This window comes from Enterococcus sp. DIV0840, from assembly GCF_050527835.1.
In the GTDB taxonomy this organism is placed as follows: domain Bacteria; phylum Bacillota; class Bacilli; order Lactobacillales; family Enterococcaceae; genus Enterococcus_L; species Enterococcus_L ureasiticus.
The window spans coordinates 3,103,730-3,127,540 of sequence record NZ_CP172876.1 but is presented as its reverse complement, the minus strand read 5'-3'; the positions used below and the strand labels follow the sequence as shown (position 1 = coordinate 3,127,540).

The 23,811-nt window shown below is 41.3% G+C and carries 13 protein-coding genes, 25 tRNA genes and 3 rRNA genes; all 41 read left to right on the top strand.

Going from position 1 to position 23,811, the window contains the following annotated elements; genetic code table 11:
- Positions 1–21 precede the first annotated feature (21 nt).
- The 41 genes from hpt to IGL98_RS14800 all read left to right on the top strand — a co-directional run bounded on the left by hpt (position 22) and on the right by IGL98_RS14800 (position 23,760).
- Complete coding sequence (gene hpt, locus IGL98_RS15000) at positions 22–567, top strand: hypoxanthine phosphoribosyltransferase (protein WP_069647551.1); 546 nt, start codon at positions 22–24, stop codon at positions 565–567.
- Positions 568–667: 100 nt separating this feature from the next.
- Positions 668–2,830, top strand: a complete 2,163-nt coding sequence (gene ftsH / locus IGL98_RS14995) for an ATP-dependent zinc metalloprotease FtsH (protein ID WP_206846724.1) — start codon at positions 668–670, stop codon at positions 2,828–2,830.
- A 133-nt stretch (positions 2,831–2,963) separates the two neighbouring features.
- A complete protein-coding gene (gene hslO / locus IGL98_RS14990; protein ID WP_206846725.1) occupies positions 2,964–3,860 on the top strand; it encodes an Hsp33 family molecular chaperone HslO in 897 nt (298 codons plus the stop codon).
- A gap of 12 nt (positions 3,861–3,872) precedes the next feature.
- Positions 3,873–4,877 (top strand): tRNA dihydrouridine synthase DusB, encoded by a 1,005-nt coding sequence (dusB, locus tag IGL98_RS14985; protein WP_206846726.1) that lies wholly within the window; start codon positions 3,873–3,875, stop codon positions 4,875–4,877.
- A gap of 94 nt (positions 4,878–4,971) precedes the next feature.
- The gene (gene lysS, locus IGL98_RS14980; RefSeq protein ID WP_206911380.1) at positions 4,972–6,468 is read left to right on the top strand and encodes a lysine--tRNA ligase; all 1,497 of its coding nucleotides are present in this window, start codon (positions 4,972–4,974) and stop codon (positions 6,466–6,468) included.
- Between the two features lie 716 nt (positions 6,469–7,184).
- Positions 7,185–8,745: ribosomal RNA gene (locus tag IGL98_RS14975) — 16S ribosomal RNA — on the top strand.
- Between the two features lie 281 nt (positions 8,746–9,026).
- A 23S ribosomal RNA gene (locus tag IGL98_RS14970) occupies positions 9,027–11,938 on the top strand.
- Between the two features lie 96 nt (positions 11,939–12,034).
- Positions 12,035–12,150: ribosomal RNA gene (gene rrf / locus IGL98_RS14965) — 5S ribosomal RNA — on the top strand.
- Together the 16S, 23S and 5S rRNA genes with 25 tRNA genes alongside form the textbook arrangement of a ribosomal RNA operon.
- Positions 12,151–12,164: 14 nt before the next feature.
- Positions 12,165–12,237, top strand: a tRNA-Val gene (locus tag IGL98_RS14960).
- 6 nt (positions 12,238–12,243) lie between these two features.
- A tRNA-Lys gene (locus tag IGL98_RS14955) sits at positions 12,244–12,316 on the top strand.
- A 12-nt stretch (positions 12,317–12,328) separates the two neighbouring features.
- Positions 12,329–12,410: transfer RNA gene (locus IGL98_RS14950), tRNA-Leu, on the top strand.
- Positions 12,411–12,445: 35 nt separating this feature from the next.
- Positions 12,446–12,518, top strand: a tRNA-Thr gene (locus tag IGL98_RS14945).
- 8 nt (positions 12,519–12,526) lie between these two features.
- Positions 12,527–12,598: transfer RNA gene (locus IGL98_RS14940), tRNA-Gly, on the top strand.
- 15 nt (positions 12,599–12,613) lie between these two features.
- A tRNA-Leu gene (locus IGL98_RS14935) sits at positions 12,614–12,699 on the top strand.
- Positions 12,700–12,797: 98 nt separating this feature from the next.
- A tRNA-Arg gene (locus IGL98_RS14930) sits at positions 12,798–12,871 on the top strand.
- A gap of 10 nt (positions 12,872–12,881) precedes the next feature.
- Positions 12,882–12,955: transfer RNA gene (locus IGL98_RS14925), tRNA-Pro, on the top strand.
- Between the two features lie 10 nt (positions 12,956–12,965).
- Positions 12,966–13,038: transfer RNA gene (locus tag IGL98_RS14920), tRNA-Ala, on the top strand.
- Between the two features lie 18 nt (positions 13,039–13,056).
- Positions 13,057–13,130, top strand: a tRNA-Met gene (locus IGL98_RS14915).
- 20 nt (positions 13,131–13,150) lie between these two features.
- A tRNA-Ile gene (locus tag IGL98_RS14910) sits at positions 13,151–13,224 on the top strand.
- Positions 13,225–13,261: 37 nt separating this feature from the next.
- Positions 13,262–13,351 (top strand) — tRNA-Ser (locus tag IGL98_RS14905).
- Positions 13,352–13,411: 60 nt separating this feature from the next.
- A tRNA-Met gene (locus IGL98_RS14900) sits at positions 13,412–13,485 on the top strand.
- Between the two features lie 57 nt (positions 13,486–13,542).
- Positions 13,543–13,616 (top strand) — tRNA-Asp (locus IGL98_RS14895).
- Between the two features lie 12 nt (positions 13,617–13,628).
- Positions 13,629–13,699 (top strand) — tRNA-Gly (locus IGL98_RS14890).
- Positions 13,700–13,703: 4 nt separating this feature from the next.
- Positions 13,704–13,777: transfer RNA gene (locus IGL98_RS14885), tRNA-Ile, on the top strand.
- 19 nt (positions 13,778–13,796) lie between these two features.
- Positions 13,797–13,884: transfer RNA gene (locus IGL98_RS14880), tRNA-Ser, on the top strand.
- A 9-nt stretch (positions 13,885–13,893) separates the two neighbouring features.
- Positions 13,894–13,965, top strand: a tRNA-Glu gene (locus IGL98_RS14875).
- Positions 13,966–13,983: 18 nt separating this feature from the next.
- Positions 13,984–14,073 (top strand) — tRNA-Ser (locus IGL98_RS14870).
- A 60-nt stretch (positions 14,074–14,133) separates the two neighbouring features.
- Positions 14,134–14,207 (top strand) — tRNA-Met (locus IGL98_RS14865).
- A 57-nt stretch (positions 14,208–14,264) separates the two neighbouring features.
- Positions 14,265–14,338 (top strand) — tRNA-Asp (locus tag IGL98_RS14860).
- Between the two features lie 15 nt (positions 14,339–14,353).
- Positions 14,354–14,426, top strand: a tRNA-Phe gene (locus IGL98_RS14855).
- Between the two features lie 17 nt (positions 14,427–14,443).
- Positions 14,444–14,514 (top strand) — tRNA-Gly (locus tag IGL98_RS14850).
- Positions 14,515–14,526: 12 nt separating this feature from the next.
- Positions 14,527–14,600: transfer RNA gene (locus IGL98_RS14845), tRNA-Ile, on the top strand.
- A 16-nt stretch (positions 14,601–14,616) separates the two neighbouring features.
- Positions 14,617–14,688, top strand: a tRNA-Glu gene (locus IGL98_RS14840).
- Positions 14,689–14,942: 254 nt separating this feature from the next.
- Positions 14,943–15,782 (top strand): BglG family transcription antiterminator LicT, encoded by an 840-nt coding sequence (gene licT, locus IGL98_RS14835; RefSeq protein WP_206846908.1) that lies wholly within the window; start codon positions 14,943–14,945, stop codon positions 15,780–15,782.
- Between the two features lie 152 nt (positions 15,783–15,934).
- Entirely contained in the window at positions 15,935–17,836 is a 1,902-nt protein-coding gene (locus IGL98_RS14830) for a beta-glucoside-specific PTS transporter subunit IIABC (RefSeq protein WP_206846907.1), read from the top strand.
- A 78-nt stretch (positions 17,837–17,914) separates the two neighbouring features.
- Positions 17,915–19,348, top strand: a complete 1,434-nt coding sequence (locus IGL98_RS14825; RefSeq protein ID WP_339099554.1) for a 6-phospho-beta-glucosidase — start codon at positions 17,915–17,917, stop codon at positions 19,346–19,348.
- A 16-nt stretch (positions 19,349–19,364) separates the two neighbouring features.
- Positions 19,365–20,186: a histidine phosphatase family protein gene (locus IGL98_RS14820; RefSeq protein ID WP_206911782.1), complete on the top strand. Its 822-nt coding sequence runs from the start codon at positions 19,365–19,367 to the stop codon at positions 20,184–20,186.
- 133 nt (positions 20,187–20,319) lie between these two features.
- Positions 20,320–21,078, top strand: coding sequence for a tyrosine-protein phosphatase (locus tag IGL98_RS14815; RefSeq protein WP_206911783.1), 759 nt, complete (start codon positions 20,320–20,322; stop codon positions 21,076–21,078).
- Positions 21,079–21,105: 27 nt separating this feature from the next.
- On the top strand, positions 21,106–21,588 hold the full coding sequence (locus tag IGL98_RS14810) for a nucleoside deaminase (RefSeq protein WP_206847223.1): 483 nt from the start codon (positions 21,106–21,108) through the stop codon (positions 21,586–21,588).
- Between the two features lie 195 nt (positions 21,589–21,783).
- Complete coding sequence (locus IGL98_RS14805; protein WP_206847224.1) at positions 21,784–22,101, top strand: cupin domain-containing protein; 318 nt, start codon at positions 21,784–21,786, stop codon at positions 22,099–22,101.
- 21 nt (positions 22,102–22,122) lie between these two features.
- Positions 22,123–23,760, top strand: a complete 1,638-nt coding sequence (locus IGL98_RS14800) for a peptide ABC transporter substrate-binding protein (protein WP_206847225.1) — start codon at positions 22,123–22,125, stop codon at positions 23,758–23,760.
- Positions 23,761–23,811 lie beyond the last annotated feature (51 nt).

The following is a 23,811-nucleotide window of genomic DNA, read 5'->3' as shown; positions in this document are numbered from 1 at the left end:
CTCAAAGGAGAAGGAAGCAATATGTTAGAGAATGATATTAAACAAGTTTTGATCACGAAAGAGCAAATTCTTGAAAAATCAACTGAACTTGGTAAACAACTAACAGAAGATTACAAGGATAAAAATCCTTTAGTAATCGGTATTTTAAAAGGTGCAATACCTTTCATGGCTGATATCACACGCTGTATCGATACTCATTTAGAAATGGATTTTATGGCTGTATCTAGCTATGGAAATGCAACCGTATCTTCTGGTGAAGTGAAAATCATCAAGGATCTTGATACAAATGTTGAGGGACGTGATATCCTGATCGTAGAAGATATTATCGACAGCGGACGCACATTAGCCTATCTAGTTGATCTTTTTAAATACAGAAAAGCAGCATCTGTGAAAATCGTCACGTTGTTGGATAAACCTGAAGGTCGTGTGGTTGATATTGTCGCAGACTATGTCGGCTTTGATGTACCTAATGAATTTGTTGTAGGTTATGGTTTGGATTATGCAGAAGCATACCGAAATCTACCTTACGTAGGCGTGTTGAAACCTGAAATCTACGAATCAAATTAATATCTCTCTTAGATTTAGTTATGTTACAATGTAATGGTCAGAATTGATAAAAAATAAACCGTAAAATTAAATTACGCGCACTAGTCAAAGGAGGACAGGCATGAATAAAAAGAATAGCGGCATGAAAAATGGCCTATATTATGTATTGCTGATTTTGGCGATGGTCATGGTTGTTTATTTCATTTTTGGAAATAACAATCCCCAGTCACCAGATATCGAATACTCAACCTTCAGTACCCAGTTAGAAGAAGGTAAAGTGAAAGAACTGACGATCCAACCAACAAATGGTGTGTACAAGATCACAGGTCAGTACAAAGAAAAACAAGAAATCAAAAACACTGGCGGTCTTTCATTGTGGGGATCAACAGAAGTTTCTACAAAATCATTCACTACGATTGTCTTGCCAAGTGATATCACATTATCTGGTATTCAAGATATGGCCCGAGAAAATAATGTAAAACTTTCTGTGAAAGAACAATCATCAAGTGGTGCCTGGCTTTCTATCTTATTTAGTTTCTTACCGATCGTATTGTTCATCTTCTTATTCTATATGATGATGGGGCAACAAGGCGGCGGTGGAGGTGGCGGCGGCCGTGTCATGAACTTTGGTAAATCAAAAGCTAAAGAAGCAGACAAAAAAGCGAACCGCGTACGCTTCTCTGATGTAGCCGGAGCAGAAGAAGAAAAACAAGAATTAGTCGAAGTAGTCGAATTCTTAAAAGATCCTCGACGTTTCGTTGAATTAGGTGCTCGTATTCCCGCAGGTGTTCTTTTAGAAGGACCTCCAGGAACTGGTAAAACCTTACTTGCTAAAGCCGTTGCCGGTGAAGCAGGCGTACCTTTCTACTCTATCTCAGGTTCAGACTTCGTTGAAATGTTTGTCGGTGTCGGTGCAAGCCGTGTCCGTGATCTATTTGAAACAGCGAAGAAAAACGCACCAGCAATCATCTTCATCGATGAAATCGATGCAGTTGGTCGTCAACGTGGTGCTGGTATGGGTGGCGGACACGATGAACGTGAACAAACCCTAAACCAATTACTTGTTGAAATGGATGGATTTGATGGCAACGAAGGTGTTATCGTCGTAGCTGCAACAAACCGTTCAGACGTGTTAGACCCAGCGTTATTACGTCCAGGTCGTTTTGACCGTCAAATTTTAGTTGGCCGTCCGGATGTGAAAGGCCGTGAAGCCATTCTTAAAGTTCATGCTCGTAACAAACCATTGGCTGATGACGTTGATTTGAAAGTCGTGGCACAACAAACACCAGGTTTTGCTGGTGCAGATTTAGAAAACGTCTTAAACGAAGCGGCTTTAGTAGCAGCTCGTCGTAATAAGAAGAAAATTGACGCATCTGACGTGGATGAAGCAGAAGATCGCGTAATTGCAGGACCAGCGAAGAAAGATCGCGTAATTAATAAAAAAGAACGCGAAATGGTTGCGTACCATGAAGCTGGGCATACAATCGTTGGTTTAGTATTAAGTCGTGCCCGTATCGTTCACAAAGTAACGATTATTCCTCGTGGACGCGCTGGCGGTTACATGATTGCTTTACCAAAAGAAGATCAATTCTTAATGACTAAAGAAGACATGTTTGAACAAATCGTTGGTTTACTTGGTGGACGTACAGCGGAAGAAATTATTTTCGGTGTTCAATCAACAGGTGCATCTAATGACTTTGAGCAAGCAACAGGCATTGCCCGTAGTATGGTAACTGAATATGGGATGAGCGACAAATTAGGTCCAGTTCAATATGAAGGAAACCACCAAGTCTTCGTTGGCCGTGACTATGGTCAAACAAAAGCATATTCTGAGCAAGTTGCATATGAAATCGATCAAGAAGTACGTCGTATCTTGATGGAAGCTCACGATAAAGCGCGTGAAATTATCGAAGCACATCGTGCGCAGCACAAACTAATTGCTGAAAAACTATTAGAGTATGAAACATTAGATGCTCGTAGTATCAAATCATTGTTTGAAGAAGGTGTTATGCCTCAAGACGTTATCGATAGCCAATTCCCTAGTGAAAAAGCACAGACGTTTGAAGAAGCAAAACGTGCATTAGAAGAAAAAGATGCACAAAGACAAGCCGAAGAAAAACAAGATTTTGAAGAAGCAAAACAAGAATTACATGACGAAGCGGAAGAAGTAAAAGCGGACAGCGAAAAAACAGAAGAAAAAGTCCAATCAGAAGTTAAATCTGATGATGAAACTAAAAAAGATTCTGAATATGACCGTAATAATTTTGATGATCGTTACAAATAAAACACGTAGAGCATCCCTTTTATGGGGTGCTCTTTTCTATAAGTTAAAATTATTTAGTTGAAAAAATGGCTAATTCCTAGTATTATCTGGTAATGAGTCAGAAAATGTACCAATCGAGAAGAGGGAAATAAAAATGGAAGATTACTTAGTAAAAGCATTATGTTATGAAGGATCGATTCGCGCATATGCGGTTTGCGCAACAAATACAATTTCAGAAGCACAAAAACGCCATGATACATGGAGTTCATCGACGGCTGCGTTAGGCAGAACGATGGTGGGCGCTTTACTACTGGGCGCAACATTAAAAGGTGAAGATAAATTAACTGTGAAAGTTCAAGGAAATGGACCAGCAGGAAGCATTGTTGTTGATAGTGACGGAAGTGGTAATACAAAAGGTTACATAAAGAATCCGCACGTTAGCTTAACTCTGAATGAAAGTGGTAAAATCGATGTTCGCGGTGCAGTTGGAGCAGAAGGAATTTTTACTGTAATCAAAGATTTAGGTTTGAAAGAAACTTTTTCAGGACAAACTCCGATTGTTTCTGGTGAAATTGGTGAAGATTTTACTTACTTCATGGCGGTCTCAGAGCAAATCCCGTCAGCAATCGGCTTGAGTGTTTTAGTTGATACAGATGAAAGTGTCAAAGCGGCTGGCGGATTTATGATCCAAGTGATGCCAGGAGCAGATGAAAAAACAATTGATTTCATTGAACAACGCTTGCAAGAAGTACCGATGATTTCTCGTTTGATTGATGAAGGCGAATCACCTGAAGGGATTTTAGAACGTCTGCTTGGTAAAGACGAAATTGAAATCCTGGAAAAAATGCCTGTTCAATTTAAATGTAACTGCTCAAAAGAAAAATTTGGTACAGCAATCATTGCAGTTGGCTTAGATGAAATCAACGCAATGATTGAAGAAGATCATGGTGCAGAAGCAGTTTGCCAATTCTGTGGTAACAAATATCATTATAGTGAAGAGGATTTAATTGAACTACGCGATGAAGCAATCAAAAATACCCGTGAAAAGTAGGAGAGAAGCGCTATGTGGAAAATAGGGAATGTTGAAATTCCGAATCGCGTTGTAGTAGCACCAATGGCTGGTATTAGTAACGCTGCTTTTCGTGTGACTGTTAAAGAGTTTGGTGCAGGACTTGTTGTCTGTGAAATGATCAGTGATAAAGGAATCCAGCAAAGAAATAAAAAAACCTTAGATATGCTTCATATAGATGAGCGAGAATATCCGCTAAGTGTGCAAATTTTTGGTGGTGATAAAGAAAATCTAGTTGAAGCTGCGAAATTTGTAGAAGAAAATACCCAAGCTGCAATCATCGATATCAATATGGGCTGTCCGGTAAATAAAGTCATCAAAGCAGAAGCAGGTGCAAAATGGCTTTTAGATCCGAATAAAGTATATGAGATGGTAAATGCTGTTTCCTCTGCTATAGATTTGCCAGTCACGGTTAAAATGCGAACTGGTTGGGACGAAGACCACCTGTTCGCAGTTGAAAATGCATTGGCAGCTGAAAAAGCAGGAGCATCCGCCATCGCTATGCATGGTCGCACAAGAGTTCAAATGTATGAAGGTCAAGCAAATTGGGATGTTTTAAAAGAAGTGAAACAGCATCTGACCATCCCTTTCATGGGAAATGGAGATGTTCGTACACCAGAAGATGCAAAACGTATGCTGGATTATGTAGGGGCCGATGGTGTGATGATCGGCAGAGCTGCATTGGGAAATCCGTGGATGATCCAACGAACCAAACAGTATCTAGAAACAGGAGAACTGATACCTGAACCAACCCCTCATGAAAAAATCGAAACAGCTAAAGTTCATTTGCAACGTTTAGTCGATTTAAAAGGTGAAAAAATCGCGACGAGAGAATTTCGCCAACATGCTTCATACTATTTAAAAGGAATTCCACGTGCTGCTAAAGTAAAAGTAGCTATCAATCAAGCGGAGACCCAGCAAGTGATGGTTGATTTGCTGGATGCATTCGAAGAAAAAGCAGAAAAACATGCAGAAAAAGAAACAATTGAAACAATCTAATAAAAAAAGCAGGCTGAAACAAAAATTCGGCTTGCTTTTTTTTGTTTCAATGTGGCATTATAGGGGTATGTGATTTCAGAATGGAGGAAATACAGTGGCAGATGAACAACAAGCGCACTTAGAAGATCTAAATGATCAAATGCTTGTGCGTCGTGAAAAAATGGAAAATTTACGTAAAGAAGGGATCGATCCTTTCGGAAAGCGTTTTGACCGAACACATAATTCAAAAGAATTACATGACCAATTTGATCAATACTCAAAAGAAGAATTGAATGAAATGGATTTATCAGCAAGCGTCGCTGGTCGAATGATGACAAAGCGCGGCAAAGGAAAAGCTGGATTTGCTCATTTGCAAGATCGTGATGGCCAAATTCAACTTTATGTACGTAAAGACCAAGTAGGCGATGAAGCATACGAAATTTTTAAACACGCAGATTTAGGTGATTTCTTTGGTGTGACTGGACAAATCATGAAAACTGATACAGGTGAAGTAACTGTTAAAGCGAAAACAATCGTGTTATTAACGAAAGCATTACGCCCATTACCAGATAAATACCACGGTTTAACGAATATCGAACAACGTTACCGTCAACGCTATTTAGATTTGATCAGCAATAAAGACAGTTTTGATCGTTTCATGAAACGCAGCCAAATCATTAGTGAAATTCGTCGTTACCTTGATGGTAATGGCTATGTAGAAGTAGAAACACCCGTTTTGCACAATGATGCTGGTGGTGCAGCTGCACGTCCGTTTATCACGCATCATAATGCATTAGATATGGACTTATATTTACGAATTGCTTTAGAGCTGCATTTGAAACGTTTGATTGTCGGTGGTATGGAGAAAGTCTATGAGATCGGACGAGTATTCCGTAATGAAGGGATCGATACAACACATAACCCTGAATTTACTATGCTAGAAGCGTATACTGCATATACAGATTATAAAGATGTGATGGATCTAACTGAAGGAATCATCCGCAATGCTGCAGAAAAAGTCTTAGGAACAACGACTATCACTTATGATGAAAAAGAAGTTGACCTAGGTTCTGAATTTAAACGCGTGCACATGGTAGATGCAATCAAAGAACAAACAGGTGTGGATTTCTGGCAGGAAATGACTGTTGAAGAAGCTCGTGCTTTGGCGAAAGAACATAATGTAGAAATCAATAATAATATGGCAGTGGGTCATATTTTAAATGAATTCTTTGAAACCTTTGTCGAAGAGACGCTTCAACAACCAACATTTGTCTATGGACACCCAGTAGAAGTATCTCCTTTAGCGAAGAAAAATCCAGAAGATGGTCGTTTTACCGATCGTTTTGAACTATTTATAGTAGGAAAAGAATTTGCTAACGCATTTACTGAGTTAAATGACCCGATTGACCAACGTGAACGTTTTGAAGATCAAGAAAAAGAACGTGAACAAGGAAATGATGAAGCTCACGGTGTAGATGAAGACTTTATTGAAGCATTAGAGTATGGTTTGCCACCAACCGGCGGATTAGGAATTGGTATCGACCGTTTGGTTATGCTCTTAACGGACGCTCAATCAATTCGCGATGTCCTATTATTCCCAACCATGAGATAAAAAGTGAAAGAGGAGATTATTATTTGATAATCCCTCTTTTTATTTTCCGGAAAAGCATCATGGAAAACCAGCGGATTCTGCTATTTAAATAGAAAAAAACGAACAATAAAGAACAAAAGTAATAAAACAATCGGTAACGAAAAAAACTTTAAAAAAAGTACAAATTTTAGTTGACCTAAGCCCATAATCTTGGTATATTATATCTTGTCGCAAGGCACTGATGTAACACGCCGAACGATAAGAATAATATAACAGTCTAAGTTTGAAAAAAACTTTGACAATCAGCGAAATAGTTGTTGACAAATAACAACAGTCCTGATAAACTAGTGAAGTTGTCATCGAAAACAATGACGATTAACTAAAATAGAATAACAATTCAGGTTTGAAAAAACTTGAAAAATCAGTAAGAAAGTTGTTGACAAACAGCGAGTAACCTGATAAACTAATGAAGTTGTCGCGAAATATTCGATAACATCAAGCAGAAAAAAACTTTGAAACTTTTTAAAAAAAGTGTTGACATCAAATCGAAGATTTGATATGATATAAAAGTTGCTGCGAGGTAACACAGTAGACCTTTGAAAACTGAACAAAGTAAGACGAACCAAATGTGTAGGTTGTTTTTACAACGGTAAAAACAAACAACAATTTTTAACAAAAGCGAAGCAATATGCTAGCAACCAAATGAGCTTAACAATCTTCGGATTGTGTTCAACTTTTATTATGAGAGTTTGATCCTGGCTCAGGACGAACGCTGGCGGCGTGCCTAATACATGCAAGTCGAACGCTTCTTTTCTACCGAGTGCTTGCACTCAATTGAAAAGAGGAGTGGCGGACGGGTGAGTAACACGTGGGTAACCTACCCATCAGAGGGGGATAACACTTGGAAACAGGTGCTAATACCGCATAATAGTCGACACCGCATGGTGTTGATTTGAAAGACGCTTTCGGGTGTCACTGATGGATGGACCCGCGGTGCATTAGCTAGTTGGTGAGGTAACGGCTCACCAAGGCCATGATGCATAGCCGACCTGAGAGGGTGATCGGCCACACTGGGACTGAGACACGGCCCAGACTCCTACGGGAGGCAGCAGTAGGGAATCTTCGGCAATGGACGAAAGTCTGACCGAGCAACGCCGCGTGAGTGAAGAAGGTTTTCGGATCGTAAAACTCTGTTGTTAGAGAAGAACAAGTAGGAGAGTAACTGCTCTTACCTTGACGGTATCTAACCAGAAAGCCACGGCTAACTACGTGCCAGCAGCCGCGGTAATACGTAGGTGGCAAGCGTTGTCCGGATTTATTGGGCGTAAAGCGAGCGCAGGCGGTTTCTTAAGTCTGATGTGAAAGCCCCCGGCTCAACCGGGGAGGGTCATTGGAAACTGGGAGACTTGAGTGCAGAAGAGGAGAGTGGAATTCCATGTGTAGCGGTGAAATGCGTAGATATATGGAGGAACACCAGTGGCGAAGGCGACTCTCTGGTCTGTAACTGACGCTGAGGCTCGAAAGCGTGGGGAGCAAACAGGATTAGATACCCTGGTAGTCCACGCCGTAAACGATGAGTGCTAAGTGTTGGAGGGTTTCCGCCCTTCAGTGCTGCAGCTAACGCATTAAGCACTCCGCCTGGGGAGTACGACCGCAAGGTTGAAACTCAAAGGAATTGACGGGGGCCCGCACAAGCGGTGGAGCATGTGGTTTAATTCGAAGCAACGCGAAGAACCTTACCAGGTCTTGACATCCTTTGACCACTCGAGAGATCGAGCTTTCCCTTCGGGGACAAAGTGACAGGTGGTGCATGGTTGTCGTCAGCTCGTGTCGTGAGATGTTGGGTTAAGTCCCGCAACGAGCGCAACCCCTATTGTTAGTTGCCATCATTTAGTTGGGCACTCTAGCGAGACTGCCGGTGACAAACCGGAGGAAGGTGGGGATGACGTCAAATCATCATGCCCCTTATGACCTGGGCTACACACGTGCTACAATGGGAAGTACAACGAGTCGCTAGGCCGCGAGGTCATGCAAATCTCTTAAAGCTTCTCTCAGTTCGGATTGTAGGCTGCAACTCGCCTACATGAAGCCGGAATCGCTAGTAATCGCGGATCAGCACGCCGCGGTGAATACGTTCCCGGGCCTTGTACACACCGCCCGTCACACCACGAAAGTTTGTAACACCCGAAGTCGGTGAGGTAACCCTTGTGGAGCCAGCCGCCTAAGGTGGGATAGATGATTGGGGTGAAGTCGTAACAAGGTAGCCGTATCGGAAGGTGCGGCTGGATCACCTCCTTTCTAAGGAATATTACGGAAACTTACACATTCGTCGATACTTTGTTCAGTTTTGAGAGGTTTACTCTTATAAATAGAAGTTAATCATCGGATTATCTTTCTTCTTATATGATACTCTCAAACGAATTGTTCATTGAAAACTGGATATTGAAGTAAAAAAGTAATCAAAACAAACCGAGAACACCGCGTTGGATAGTAAATTTATTTATTGTTCGAAGCTTATTTTATTGGTAACGTCTCTATCGCTAGAGAAACGAACCAAACAATTGACCGTAAGGTCATAAGGTTAAGTGAATAAGGGCGCACGGTGGATGCCTTGGCATTAGGAGCCGATGAAGGACGGGACTAACACCGATATGCTTTGGGGAGCTGTAAGTGAGCTATGATCCAGAGATTTCCGAATGGGGAAACCCAACATCTTTTATAGGATGTTACTTTCCAGTGAATACATAGCTGGTTAGAGGTAGACGCAGAGAACTGAAACATCTAAGTACCTGCAGGAAGAGAAAGAAAATTCGATTCCCTGAGTAGCGGCGAGCGAAACGGGAAGAGCCCAAACCAACAAGCTTGCTTGTTGGGGTTGTAGGACTCCGATGTGGTAGTCTGTCAAGATAGTCGAAGAACCTGGAAAGGTTCGCCAAAGTGGGTAATAGCCCCGTAGACGAAATGTTGGCAACACCTAGGAGTATCCTGAGTACGGCGGAACACGAGAAATTCCGTCGGAATCCGCGGGGACCATCCCGCAAGGCTAAATACTCCCTAATGACCGATAGTGAACCAGTACCGTGAGGGAAAGGTGAAAAGCACCCCGGAAGGGGAGTGAAATAGATCCTGAAACCGTGTGCCTACAACAAGTCAAAGCCCGTTAATGGGTGATGGCGTGCCTTTTGTAGAATGAACCGGCGAGTTACGATTGCATGCGAGGTTAAGGTGAAGAGCCGGAGCCGCAGCGAAAGCGAGTCTGAATAGGGCGAATGAGTATGTAGTCGTAGACCCGAAACCATGTGATCTACCCATGGCCAGGTTGAAGGTGTGGTAAAACGCACTGGAGGACCGAACCCACGTACGTTGAAAAGTGCGGGGATGAGCTGTGGGTAGCGGAGAAATTCCAAACGAACTTGGAGATAGCTGGTTCTCTCCGAAATAGCTTTAGGGCTAGCCTCGGAATTAAGAATGATGGAGGTAGAGCACTGTTTGGACTAGGGGCCCATCTCGGGTTACCGAATTCAGATAAACTCCGAATGCCATTCATTTATATCCGGGAGTCAGACTGCGAGTGATAAGATCCGTAGTCGAAAGGGAAACAGCCCAGACCACCAGCTAAGGTCCCAAAATATATGTTAAGTGGAAAAGGATGTGGGGTTGCACAGACAACTAGGATGTTGGCTCAGAAGCAGCCACCATTTAAAGAGTGCGTAATAGCTCACTAGTCGAGTGACCCTGCGCCGAAAATGTACCGGGGCTAAACATATTACCGAAGCTGTGGATTACACCTCTGGTGTAATGGTAGGAGAGCGTTCTAAGGGCGTTGAAGGTCGATCGTGAGGACGGCTGGAGCGCTTAGAAGTGAGAATGCCGGTATGAGTAGCGAAAGACGGGTGAGAATCCCGTCCACCGTATGACTAAGGTTTCCTGGGGAAGGCTCGTCCGCCCAGGGTTAGTCGGGACCTAAGCCGAGGCCGAAAGGCGTAGGCGATGGACAACAGGTTGATATTCCTGTACCAGTTGTTTTTGTTTGAGCAATGGAGGGACGCAGGAGGCTAAGAAATGCATGCGACTGGAAGTGCATGTCCAAGCAGTAAGTCTTGAGTAGAGTCAAATGCTTTACTCTATACGGACAAGCTGTGATGGGGAGGGAAATAATAGTACCGAAGTTTCTGATGTCACACTGTCAAGAAAAGCTTCTAGTGAGAAAACAACTGCCCGTACCGTAAACCGACACAGGTAGTCGAGGAGAGTATCCTAAGGTGTGCGAGTGAACTCTCGTTAAGGAACTCGGCAAAATGACCCCGTAACTTCGGGAGAAGGGGTGCTGACTTCGGTCAGCCGCAGTGAATAGGCCCAAGCGACTGTTTATCAAAAACACAGGTCTCTGCAAAATCGAAAGATGAAGTATAGGGGCTGACGCCTGCCCGGTGCTGGAAGGTTAAGAGGATGGGTTAGCTTCGGCGAAGCTCAGAATTGAAGCCCCAGTAAACGGCGGCCGTAACTATAACGGTCCTAAGGTAGCGAAATTCCTTGTCGGGTAAGTTCCGACCCGCACGAAAGGCGTAACGATTTGGGCACTGTCTCAACGAGAGACTCGGTGAAATTTTAGTACCTGTGAAGATGCAGGTTACCCGCGACAGGACGGAAAGACCCCATGGAGCTTTACTGTAGCTTGATATTGAGTGTTTGTACCACATGTACAGGATAGGTAGGAGCCGATGAACCCGGAACGCTAGTTTCGGTGGAGGCGCTGGTGGGATACTACCCTTGTGTTATGAACCCTCTAACCCGCACCACTTATCGTGGTGGGAGACAGTGTCAGGTGGGCAGTTTGACTGGGGCGGTCGCCTCCTAAAGAGTAACGGAGGCGCCCAAAGGTTCCCTCAGAATGGTTGGAAATCATTCGCAGAGTGTAAAGGCAGAAGGGAGCTTGACTGCGAGACTTACAAGTCGAGCAGGGACGAAAGTCGGGCTTAGTGATCCGGTGGTTCCGCATGGAAGGGCCATCGCTCAACGGATAAAAGCTACCCTGGGGATAACAGGCTTATCTCCCCCAAGAGTCCACATCGACGGGGAGGTTTGGCACCTCGATGTCGGCTCGTCGCATCCTGGGGCTGTAGTCGGTCCCAAGGGTTGGGCTGTTCGCCCATTAAAGCGGCACGCGAGCTGGGTTCAGAACGTCGTGAGACAGTTCGGTCCCTATCCGTCGCGGGCGTTGGAAATTTGAGAGGAGCTGTCCTTAGTACGAGAGGACCGGGATGGACTTACCGCTGGTGTACCAGTTGTTCTGCCAAGGGCATTGCTGGGTAGCTATGTAGGGAAGGGATAAACGCTGAAAGCATCTAAGTGTGAAGCCCACCTCAAGATGAGATTTCCCATTTCTTTAAGAAAGTAAGACCCCTGAGAGATGATCAGGTAGATAGGTTGGAAGTGGAAGTGCAGTGATGTACGGAGCGGACCAATACTAATCGGTCGAGGACTTAACCTAAGAAACGAATAAAAAAGTGTTTAACCACGTTTTGATTACGTACTTCAATCCAGTTTTGAGTGAATAATCACTCAACTTAATAGCAACAACACCCAGTGTGGTGGCGATAGCGAGAAGGATACACCTGTTCCCATGCCGAACACAGAAGTTAAGCTTCTTAGCGCCGATTGTAGTGAAGGGTTTCCCTTTGTGAGAGTAGGACGTCGCCACGCTAAAGTGTTGTCTTGGAGGTTTAGCTCAGCTGGGAGAGCACCTGCCTTACAAGCAGGGGGTCGGCGGTTCGATCCCGTCAACCTCCATTTTTTGAGCCGTTAGCTCAGTTGGTAGAGCATCTGACTTTTAATCAGAGGGTCGCAGGTTCGAGCCCTGCACGGCTCATAGGAATATTTTGCGGGTGTGGCGGAATTGGCAGACGCACTAGATTTAGGATCTAGCGCCTTACGGCGTGGGGGTTCAAGTCCCTTCACCCGCATTTTTAGTCTCGTTTTATTACTAGGCGATTATAACGCCGGCTTAGCTCAGTTGGTAGAGCATCTGATTTGTAATCAGAGGGTCGAGGGTTCAAATCCTTTAGCCGGCATCCAGACTGCGGAAATAGCTCAGTGGTAGAGCACCACCTTGCCAAGGTGGGGGTCGCGGGTTCGAACCCCGTTTTCCGCTTAGCCTTTTCAAAACGCCGGGGTGGCGGAACTGGCAGACGCACAGGACTTAAAATCCTGCGGTGAGTGATCACCGTACCGGTTCGATTCCGGTCCTCGGCATTGCTTTGAAACACTATGAATGGCAATTGTAAAATTGACAGAATAGATGTTGAAAGGTACAAAGCAGATGAATATATCTGACTTTGATCCTTGTTTTAGCACCCATAGCTCAACTGGATAGAGTGCTTGACTACGAATCAAGAGGTTAGGGGTTCGACTCCCTTTGGGTGCATTTTTAAATACGGGAAGTAGCTCAGCTTGGTAGAGCACTTGGTTTGGGACCAAGGGGTCGCAGGTTCGAATCCTGTCTTCCCGATTTATTTTGTGGGGCCTTAGCTCAGATGGGAGAGCGCCTGCTTTGCACGCAGGAGGTCAGCGGTTCGATCCCGCTAGGCTCCATTAGTACTTTTATATTTTCGCGGTGTAGCTCAGCTGGCTAGAGCGTCCGGTTCATACCCGGGAGGTCGGGGGTTCGATCCCCTTCGCCGCGATATTTCTTTTTAAGAGCCAAGGACCTTTAGCTCAGTTGGTTAGAGCAGACGGCTCATAACCGTCCGGTCGTAGGTTCGAGTCCTACAAGGTCCATTGTAGTGACGATATAATTAATAGTACTTTTTATTCCGGAGGATTACCCAAGTCCGGCTGAAGGGAACGGTCTTGAAAACCGTCAGGCGGGTAAAACCGTGCAAGGGTTCGAATCCCTTATCCTCCTTACAAAGTTCCTATAAAGGAATAATGTTACTTTTTCTATAAGATTACTTATAGATATTATCGCGGGGTGGAGCAGTCAGGTAGCTCGTCGGGCTCATAACCCGAAGGTCGTAGGTTCAAATCCTGCCCCCGCAATTGCTTTTAATATTTAATTAAAGGCGTAGTAATAAAGTGATGTAATACATTTACCTTGGTTTGGTAGTTCAGCTGGTTAGAATGCCTGCCTGTCACGCAGGAGGTCGCGGGTTCGAGTCCCGTCCAGACCGTTTTAAAGTATTGCGGGTGTAGTTTAGTGGTAAAACCACAGCCTTCCAAGCTGTTGTCGCGAGTTCGATTCTCGTCACCCGCTTTATGGGCCTATAGCTCAGCTGGTTAGAGCGCACGCCTGATAAGCGTGAGGTCGATGGTTCGAGTCCATTTAGGCCCATTTTTTAAATTATTTTCTTGGGGAAGTACTCAAGTGGCTGAAGAGGCGCCCCTGCTAAGGGTGTAGGTCGGGAAACCGGCGCGAGGGTTCAAATCCCTCCTTCTCCGTTTCATAGCGGCCCGTTGGTCAAGCGGTTAAGACACCGCCCTTTCACGGCGGTATCACGGGTTCGATTCCCGTACGGGTCATTTTTTAATATTTATTCCGGAGGATTACCCAAGTCCGGCTGAAGGGAACGGTCTTGAAAACCGTCAGGCGGGTAAAACCGTGCAAGGGTTCGAATCCCTTATCCTCCTTACAAAGTTCCTATAAAGGAATAATGTTACTTTTTCTATAAGATTACTTATAGATATTATCGCGGGGTGGAGCAGTCAGGTAGCTCGTCGGGCTCATAACCCGAAGGTCGTAGGTTCAAATCCTGCCCCCGCAATTGCTTTTAATATTTAATTAAAAGCGTAGTAATAAAGTGATGCAATACATTTACCTTGGTTTGGTAGTTCAGCTGGTTAGAATGCCTGCCTGTCACGCAGGAGGTCGCGGGTTCGAGTCCCGTCCAGACCGTTTTATTAATTTTTTGGCGCAGTAGCTCAGTTGGTAGAGCAACGGATTGAAGCTCCGTGTGTCGGCAGTTCGATTCTGTCTTGCGCCATTTCAAAGAAGAAACATGCGGGTGTAGTTTAGTGGTAAAACCACAGCCTTCCAAGCTGTTGTCGCGAGTTCGATTCTCGTCACCCGCTTTTTTTCTTTAAGGGCCTATAGCTCAGCTGGTTAGAGCGCACGCCTGATAAGCGTGAGGTCGATGGTTCGAGTCCATTTAGGCCCATAATTTAATTTTAAAAGGCCCGTTGGTCAAGCGGTTAAGACACCGCCCTTTCACGGCGGTATCACGGGTTCGATTCCCGTACGGGTCATGTCTTTAAAACATTTTGCTATGTGCTTAATGTTTTTTTATTTTCTTTAAAATATTTCTATGAAAACGTTGACATTGTTATTGTTATAGGGTATTCTATGCTTGTACACAACAAGTGAATATCTGGATAGTGATTGTTTAAATACAAGCTAAACCTAATTTTTTCAAAGAAGGAGAATGTCTTCTTTTTTGGAAAGGTTGGGTTTTTCTTTTTTTACAATTAAAGGAGTTAAGCATGATGAAGGGAGCGAAGAAATGATTATTCAAAAAATTTTGAATAATAATGTTGTGATTACGTTGGATGTGCATGAACAGGAACAAATTGTGATGGGACGTGGTATTGCATTTAAAAGAAAAATTGGAGACTTTGTTACAGAAGAACAGGTTGATCAAGTATTTCGTTTAGCGAATCAGGATACTTCATTAAAATTCCAAGAACTATTGGGGGAGCTGCCGTTAGAAGTAATGCAGCTGTCAGACGAAATTATTAAATATGCAAAAACAAAACTTGGTAGGAAGTTAAATGATACAATCTTTATTTCTTTAACGGACCATCTCCATACAGCTTTAGAGCGAATAAGGCAAGGGATCGAAGTAAAGAACTTTCTATTATGGGATATCAAACGTTTTTTTTCAGATGAATATTTGATTGGAAGTAAAGCTGTTGAGATGGTCAAAGATAAGTTCGATGTTCAACTGCCAGAAGATGAAGCTGGGTTCATTGCTTTGCATCTAGTTAATGCAGAAATGGATGAAGAAGTTGGTAACGTTTATGAATTAACAAAAATTATGCAAGAAATTACGAATATCGTTAAATATCATTTTAAAATTACTTTTAATGAAGACTCTGTTTATTTTTATCGTTTTAGTACTCATTTAAAATTTTTTGCTTATCGTTTATTAAACCATAAAGAATTTCATGATGAAGATGATGGAGAATTGTATGAAGTAATCAAAAAAAAGTATCGTAATGCGTATAATTGTGTGAATAAAATCGCCGAATTTTTAACTGAAAGTTATTGTTATACTGTATCAAAAGAAGAAAAGATGTATTTGATTATTCACATTGCACGTGTAGTACAAACCAACCGTTAGTAGATTATTAAATCTTTATAGATTAGTAATGTGATGAAAGGTGGATAGAAGAGAAGTAGTAGCGCAGTAAGACCCCTTGGATAGTGACATTAAGTTGGCTAAACCTTCAAAAGTAATGTATTGAAAAAAACTAAACTTTGGAGGAACAAAAAATGGGAAAATATCATGATTTAGCAGAGAAAATTGTTGAAAATGTGGGCGGAAAAGGAAATATTAATAGTTTGACGCATTGTATTACACGCCTGCGTTTTAAATTGAAAGATGAATCAAAAGCAAATGACGATGTACTAAAAAATATGGACGGCGTAGTTACTGTAATGAAAAGCGGCGGGCAATATCAAGTAGTAATTGGTAATCACGTACCTGCAGTGTATGAAGATGTTGTCAGTATTGCTGGAATTTCAGCAGATGCAGAACAAGAATCATCTGGTGGAAATTTATTTAATCGTTTGATTGATATTTTAAGTGGCTGTTTCCAACCCTTCTTGGGTGCATTAGCTGCAGCTGGTATGGTAAAAGGTCTAAATGCGTTACTTGTTTTCTTGAAATTATATTCAGCTACTTCTGGAACGTATACAATGTTAAATGGTATTGGCGATGCAATCTTCTATTTCATGCCAGTGATTCTAGGGTATACGGCAGCTAGAAAATTTAATTTAAACCCAATGGTAGGAATTGTTATTGGGGCAGCTCTTTGTTACCCAACAGTACAAGGAAGTGCCTTGCAAGCGGCCTTTGAAAAAACGGCAGGTGCAGGTGCAGCCGCTCCATATAGTTTGTTAGGATTACCTGCTTATGACACGTTTTTAGGTATTCCATGGGTTGGTGCGGGATATACAAGTAGTGTTGTACCAATCATATTCATTGTTGCCTTTGCAGCGCAAATTCAAAAACTCTTCAAGAAACTTATTCCTGAAGTTGTTCAAACTTTCTTGGTACCATTCTTTGTAGTATTGATTGCATTACCAATTGGTTTCTTAGTAATTGGTCCAATCATCAGCATGTTAACAGATTTACTAAGTGCAGGTTTCCAGGCTTTAATGGGCTTTTCACCAGCATTGTATGGCGTTATTCTTGGTTTCTTCTGGCAAGTATTGGTTATTTTCGGCTTACACTGGAGTGTTGTGCCGCTTGCAATCATGCAAATTACTCAAGAAGGGGCAAGTCAAGTTTTGGTTGGTTCTTTTGCAGCAAGTTTTGCTCAAACAGCAGTAGTTATGGCAATGTTCTTCAAATTAAAAGATGCAAAAATGAAAGCTCTATGTCCGCCAGCAATAATTTCCGGTATCTTCGGTGTAACTGAACCTGCCATCTATGGTATCACTTTACCAAGAAAAACACCTTTCATTTTTTCAATGATTGGAGCGGCCGTTGGTGGTTTATATTTAATGATTAACGGGGTAACTTCTTACACAATGGGTGGATTAGGAATTTTTGGTGTATTAAACTTTATAAATGGGGACAATGCAAGTGGGATGATTCATTCTTTTGTTGCCATCTTAATTGCCGTTGTTATCGGTTTTACATTAACATTCTTCTTCTGGAAAGATGATACAGTGGTGGAAGAAGTAACAGAAAATAAAAAAGCACAAAAAGCAATCAAGGAAGCCGTTTTAAGTCCAGTTAAAGGACGTGTCTTACCGTTAAGCAAAGCAAGTGATCAAGCATTTGCTCAAGGTACTTTAGGAAAAGGTGTTTTAATTGAACCGACAGAAGGCGTTGTTAGAGCTCCATTTGATGGCACAGTGATGACTCTGTTCCCAACATTGCACGCAGTTGGATTGATATCAGATCAAGGGATGGAGTTATTGATCCATATAGGTATGGACACGGTTCAGCTAGAAGGAAACGGTTTTGAAGCAAAAGTAGCACAAGGCGATAAAGTGAAAAAAGGACAAGTCCTAGTAACTTTTGACATTGAGGCAATCAAAGCAGCAGGATATAGTGTAGAAACGCCGGTCATTGTGACAAATACTGGTGATTATCTAGACATCGTGGAAACACAAGAACATGATGTAACCTCAAACGATACATTGATTACTGGATTAACTTAAACATAATAGATGAGAACAGAGCTTGCAGTAAAGCAAGATAGGTTTTACTGCAAGTTTATGTGAGAAAGGAATTTTGATATGGCATTTAGAAAAGACTTTTTATGGGGCGGCGCAACAGCGGCCAATCAATGTGAAGGCGGGTATAACGAAGGCGGACGCGGTTTGGCTAACGTAGATTTAGCACCCGTTGGACCGGATCGTTTTCCAGTAATCACAGGGGAGATGAAAATGTTTGATTTTGATGACGAACATTTTTATCCAGCTCAAAACGCGATCGACATGTACCATCGTTATAAAGAAGACATCGCATTATTTGGCGAAATGGGTTTTAAAACCTACCGTCTCTCAATTGCTTGGAGTCGAATTTTCCCTCTAGGAGACGAAACTGAGCCGAATGAAGAAGGCTTGAAGTTCTATGAAGATTTGTTCAAAGAATGCCGCAAACACAATATAGAGCCCCTTGTAACGATCACTCACTTTGATTGTCCAATGCATCTAGTAGAAAAATATGGCGCATGGCGTAGTCGTGAAATGGTTGGCTTTTATGAAAACTTATGTAACGTAATTTTCAATCGCTACAAAGGCTTAGTTAAATATTGGTTAACATTCAACGAAATCAATATGATTTTACACGCACCATTTATGGGGGCAGGTCTTTATTTTGAAGAAGGTGAAAATAAGGAACAAGTGAAATACCAAGCGGCGCATCACGAGTTATTGGCAAGTGCTATCGCGACAAAAATTGCCCATGAAGTCGATCCAGAAAACCAAGTAGGCTGTATGTTAGCGGCAGGCACAAACTATGCGTATACATGTAAACCAGAAGATGTCTGGGCAGCGCGTAAAGCGGATCGGGAGAATTTCTTCTTTATTGATGTACAATCTCGTGGGGAATACCCAGCGTATGCGTTGAAAGAATTAGAGCGTGAAGGCATTGAATTACCAATTGAAGAGGGCGACTTAGAATTACTGAAAGAACACACAGTAGACTTTATTTCATTCTCTTATTATTCATCACGCGTTCAATCGACTGATCCTGCGATCAATGAACAAACAGCAGGAAATATCTTTGCCTCAGTGAAAAATCCATATTTAGAAGCAAGTGAATGGGGCTGGCAGATTGATCCATTGGGATTACGTGTGACAATGAATGACTTGTACGACCGTTACCAAAAACCATTGTTTATCGTAGAAAACGGCTTAGGAGCAGTAGATACGCCAGACAAAAACGGCAACGTGATCGATGATTATCGTATCGACTATTTAGCTGCGCACATCCAAGCGATGAAAGATGCGGTAGAGCTTGATGGTGTAGATTTACTAGGCTATACCACATGGGGCTGTATCGATCTTGTTTCAGCAGGAACAGGAGAAATGAAAAAACGCTATGGTTTTATCTATGTAGACCGTGATAATGATGGAAATGGTACATTGAAACGTTCGAAAAAAAAATCATTTGATTGGTATAAAAAAGTGATTGCGACAAATGGGGAAGATTTGACGAACGAATAAAAGGGGAGGTAATCAGATGAAAAAGAGAGGAAAACTGTTAGGGATTTTAATATTAGGTTTATTAGTAGTCGCAGGATGTGGTAGCGGAAATGCCAAAACAGGGGATACCGGAACTGCTAAAAAGACACCAGAAGAGTTGACTTTGTATATCGTTCGCCACGGTAAAACAATGCTAAATACAACAGATCGTGTCCAAGGTTGGTCGGACGCAGTCTTGACTAAAGCAGGTGAAGAAGTCGTAACCGCTGCAGGTGTTGGGCTAAAAGATATTGATTTCCAAAATGCATATAGTAGTGACAGTGGTCGCGCCATTCAAACAGCCAATTTAATTGTGAAAGAAAATGAAAAATCATCTGACTTAAAAGTCATTACGGATGAACGATTGAGAGAATTCAATTTTGGAACATATGAAGGCGATTTGAATCACACCATGTGGCAAGATATAGCGGATGATCAAGGAGTAACGTTAGAAGAATTCTTGAAAAATATGACACCAGAATCTTTTGCTAACTGTGTAGCCAAATTAGACGCTAAAAATGTAGAAGAAGCTAAAATCAATTGGCCGGCAGAAGATTATAAGACAATTACGACTCGACTTAAAGCAGGGATAGATGATATTGTTGAAAAAGAAATGAAGAATGAAGGTTCAGGAAATGTCTTGATCGCATCACATGGACTAAGTATTTCTGCTTTACTCGCTACCTTATCCGATGATTATAAAATCCCAGAAGGTGGCTTAAAAAATGCGAGTGTTTGTACTGTAAAATATAAAGATGGAAAATACACGTTAGACAAAATCAATGACCTAAGTTATGTTGAAGCAGGACAAAAAAAATAGAAGAACGATTGAGCTAGAAACAGTAAATCGATAATCCGTTTCAAACTCATTGGCACAAAATTCGATCAAAGAAACAATTTTGATCGAATTTTGTGTATAATAAGAACAAAAAGAAGGAAAAAGGACAAAAATTATGGTGACTATTACAAATTTTCGTGATATAGGTGGTATCAAAAATAAAGAAGGTAAACAAGTTAAGAAAGATGTGTTTTTAAGATCAGGTGAGTTGTCTAGTTTAACAAAAGATGATGAGCAGCGTTTAGAAACAAAATACCGTGTAGGTAAAATCATTGATTTAAGAAGCGGAGCTGAAGTAGAAGAAAGACCTGATATGTCTGTTCCAAAAGCAGAATATATCCATATTGATATTTTGGAAGACATTCAAGATGAAGGAGCTTCGATCGGAGATTTTGTTAAAATCGGCTCACCAGAGAAGTCGGCTTCTTATATGGAAAAGCTATATTCGGATATTGCTTTAAATACGATATCTCAAAAAGGCTACAATAAATTTTTTGAAGAAATCTTAGCGTTACCAAAACAAGAAAGTATTCTATTCCACTGTTTTGCAGGGAAAGATCGTACGGGAATTGCCGCATTATTGGTATTAGAAACGCTTGATGTACCAAGAGAGGCTATATACACAGATTATTTATTAACAAATGACTTAAGAAAAAAAGAAAATGCAATGATCTTAGAACAAGCAAAAAAAGCAGAGCTGGAAGAAGCTAATTTAGAAGCTTTGCATGTTGCTTTAAATGTAGATAGCAGTTATTTAGATCGTTTTTATCAAACGGTTGAAAAGCAATATGGAGATGTTTCTACTTATCTAAAGCAAGCTATTGGTATCGATAAATTGACGAGAGAAGCATTGAATAAACGTTTTGTTGAGTAAAGAAGATTGAAAGAAGAGGGACTAGTTATGACGAAAAGTCAGCATATTGAACTATTGAATCGTTGCATCGAGATTTCCCGAAATGCCCGTGAGCATGGCAACACTCCCTTTGGCGCATTACTAGCCGATAAAGAAGGAACGATTCTTTTAGAGCAGGAAAATATTGAAATCACAGAAAATATCTGTACAGGACATGCCGAGACGACATTGGCAGCCAGAGCATCACAAAAATATAGCAAAGAATTTTTATGGGAGTGTACGTTGTATACTACGGCTGAACCTTGTGCGATGTGTACTGGAACAATTTACTGGGGAAATATCGGAAAAATTGTTTATGCGATGACCGAAAAACGTTTGCTAGAATTAACAGGTGATAATGAACAAAATCCAACTTTCGATTTGCCTACAAAAGAAATACTGAGTCATGGTCAAAAAAATATCCAAGTAATTGGACCATTTCCAGAAGTTGAGCAAGCGGCTGCCGCTGTCCATCAAGGCTATTGGAATTAATAAAAAAATCAACATCATTTCAAGGGTGTGGGGCAAAACTGAATTTCAGGGTTGACCCACATCTTAACTTTAACTATTTTGCAGTTCAACTCCGAATGAAATGTCAGAATTTTCAAAAATGTTATTGACTTATTGAAGGGTTAAGGCAATAATAGATAAAATCACCTATAAAAGTAAAAGGAGTTGTTATAAAGTATGATCATTAAACCATCACTGCCACAAGAAATGACGATTTTTTTCGATGCAGAAAATCAACCAAATGAAAACGTTCAGATGGGTGTGATTGTTTTACAACCAGGAGAAAAAAGACCATTAGAAGGATTTGCTAGACATGACCAAGATGAATATTCTTATGTTGTTTCGGGTGAGGCCCATACGATTTTAGAAGACGGTCAAGATCTGGTAGGAAAACCTGGTGATGCGCAGCTAATTGAAGCAGGAGAAGGACATATCAATTATAACGATGGAGCCGAAGTTGCAATTGTTGTTTGGATGTTAGTTGAACGCACATAAAATGAAATAGGGGAGAAACGTATGAAAAAAGTAGTCAAATCAATTATCGGTCTAACACTGATACTGACCATCATTTCGGGGTGTTCTGGTGGCAAAGAAGCAAAGCAAACAAAGGAAACAGATCCATTAAAGTTAATGTCGCCCTCGGAATTAACGACATTAGATACATCAGTTATGCTGGATTTCCCAGATGCCATTGTCCAAACAGCAGCTTTTGAAGGATTATATGCACTAGATGATCAAGATCAACTCATTCCAGCAGCGGCAAAAGAAATGCCGGAAATTTCTGACGATGGTAAAACATATACCATTAAATTAAGAGACGATGCGAAATGGAGTAATGATGATCCCGTGACAGCAGCGGATTTTGAATACGCCTGGAAAAAAATGATTGATCCTAAAAATGGCTTTGTGTATAGCTTCTTAGTTGCGGATACGATTTTAAACGCAGAAGAAATTTCAGAAGGAAAAAAATCAATCGATGAACTTGGTGTAAAAGCTATTGATAACCAAACGTTAGAAGTAAAGTTAAAAGAAGCAAAACCATATTTCACTTCAGTCCTTGCTTTCCCTACATTTTTTCCACAAAATCAAAAATTCGTTGAAAAAATGGGAACAGATTACGGAACAACAAGTGAAAATGTTATTTATAATGGACCATTTACCGTAGAAAATTGGAAGCAAACAGATTTAAGCTGGGATTTAAAGAAAAACGAAAAATACTGGGATCAAGCGAATGTGAAATCAGATAAGATCCATTATGAAGTTGTTAAAGAAGCCTCAACAGCATTGAATCTTTTTGAAGATGGACAGTTAGATGTAGCGACAGTCACTGGAGAATTAGCAAAACAAAATCAAAGTAATCCAAACTATCACTCCTATCCAACAGCAACCATGAATTATATTCGCTTAAACCAAAAACGTAAAGACAAAGAGACACCATTAAAAAATGAAAACCTAAGAAAAGCCTTAGCATTAGGGATTGACAAAGAAAATCTCGTGAATAATATTATTGCAGATGGATCAAAACCTTTGTATGGAGCAGTTACAGAAGGTTTTGTAAGTAACCCAGAAACAGGAGTAGATTTTAGAGAAGAAGCCGGCGATTTAATGACCTACAATAAAGAAGAAGCTTTGAAATATTGGGAACTAGCTAAAAAAGAGTTAGGCGATAAAATTACGTTGGATTTAATGGTAACAGACGATGGTTCATATAAAAAAATGGGTGAAAGCCTTCAAGGTAGTTTAGAAAAACTATTCTCTGGTTTGACAATCAATATGACAGCATTACCAACTGAGACAGCATTAAATCTTAGTCGTGAGAGTGACTACGATATGTTCTTGATTTACTGGACACCAGATTATCAAGATCCGATTTCAACATTAAACATGTTACGTACAGGAAACGATCGCAATTACTCGAACGCTAAGTATGATGCTTTATTAGACGATGCTTCACAAAAATATGCGACCGATCTAGAAAAACGCTGGGAAACCTTGATCGCTGCTGAAAAAGAAGGGATTGAAAACACAGCAGGAATGATTATTATCAGTCAAAATCAACAATCGGTTTTGCAAAATGAACAAGTCAAAGGGGTAAATTATCATACATTTGCAGCACCATTAACGTTGAAAAATATCTATAAAGAAACAAAATGACTTTCCTAAAAGAGGCTGGGAAAGAAGTGTTTATTTCCGAAGGAATTGCTT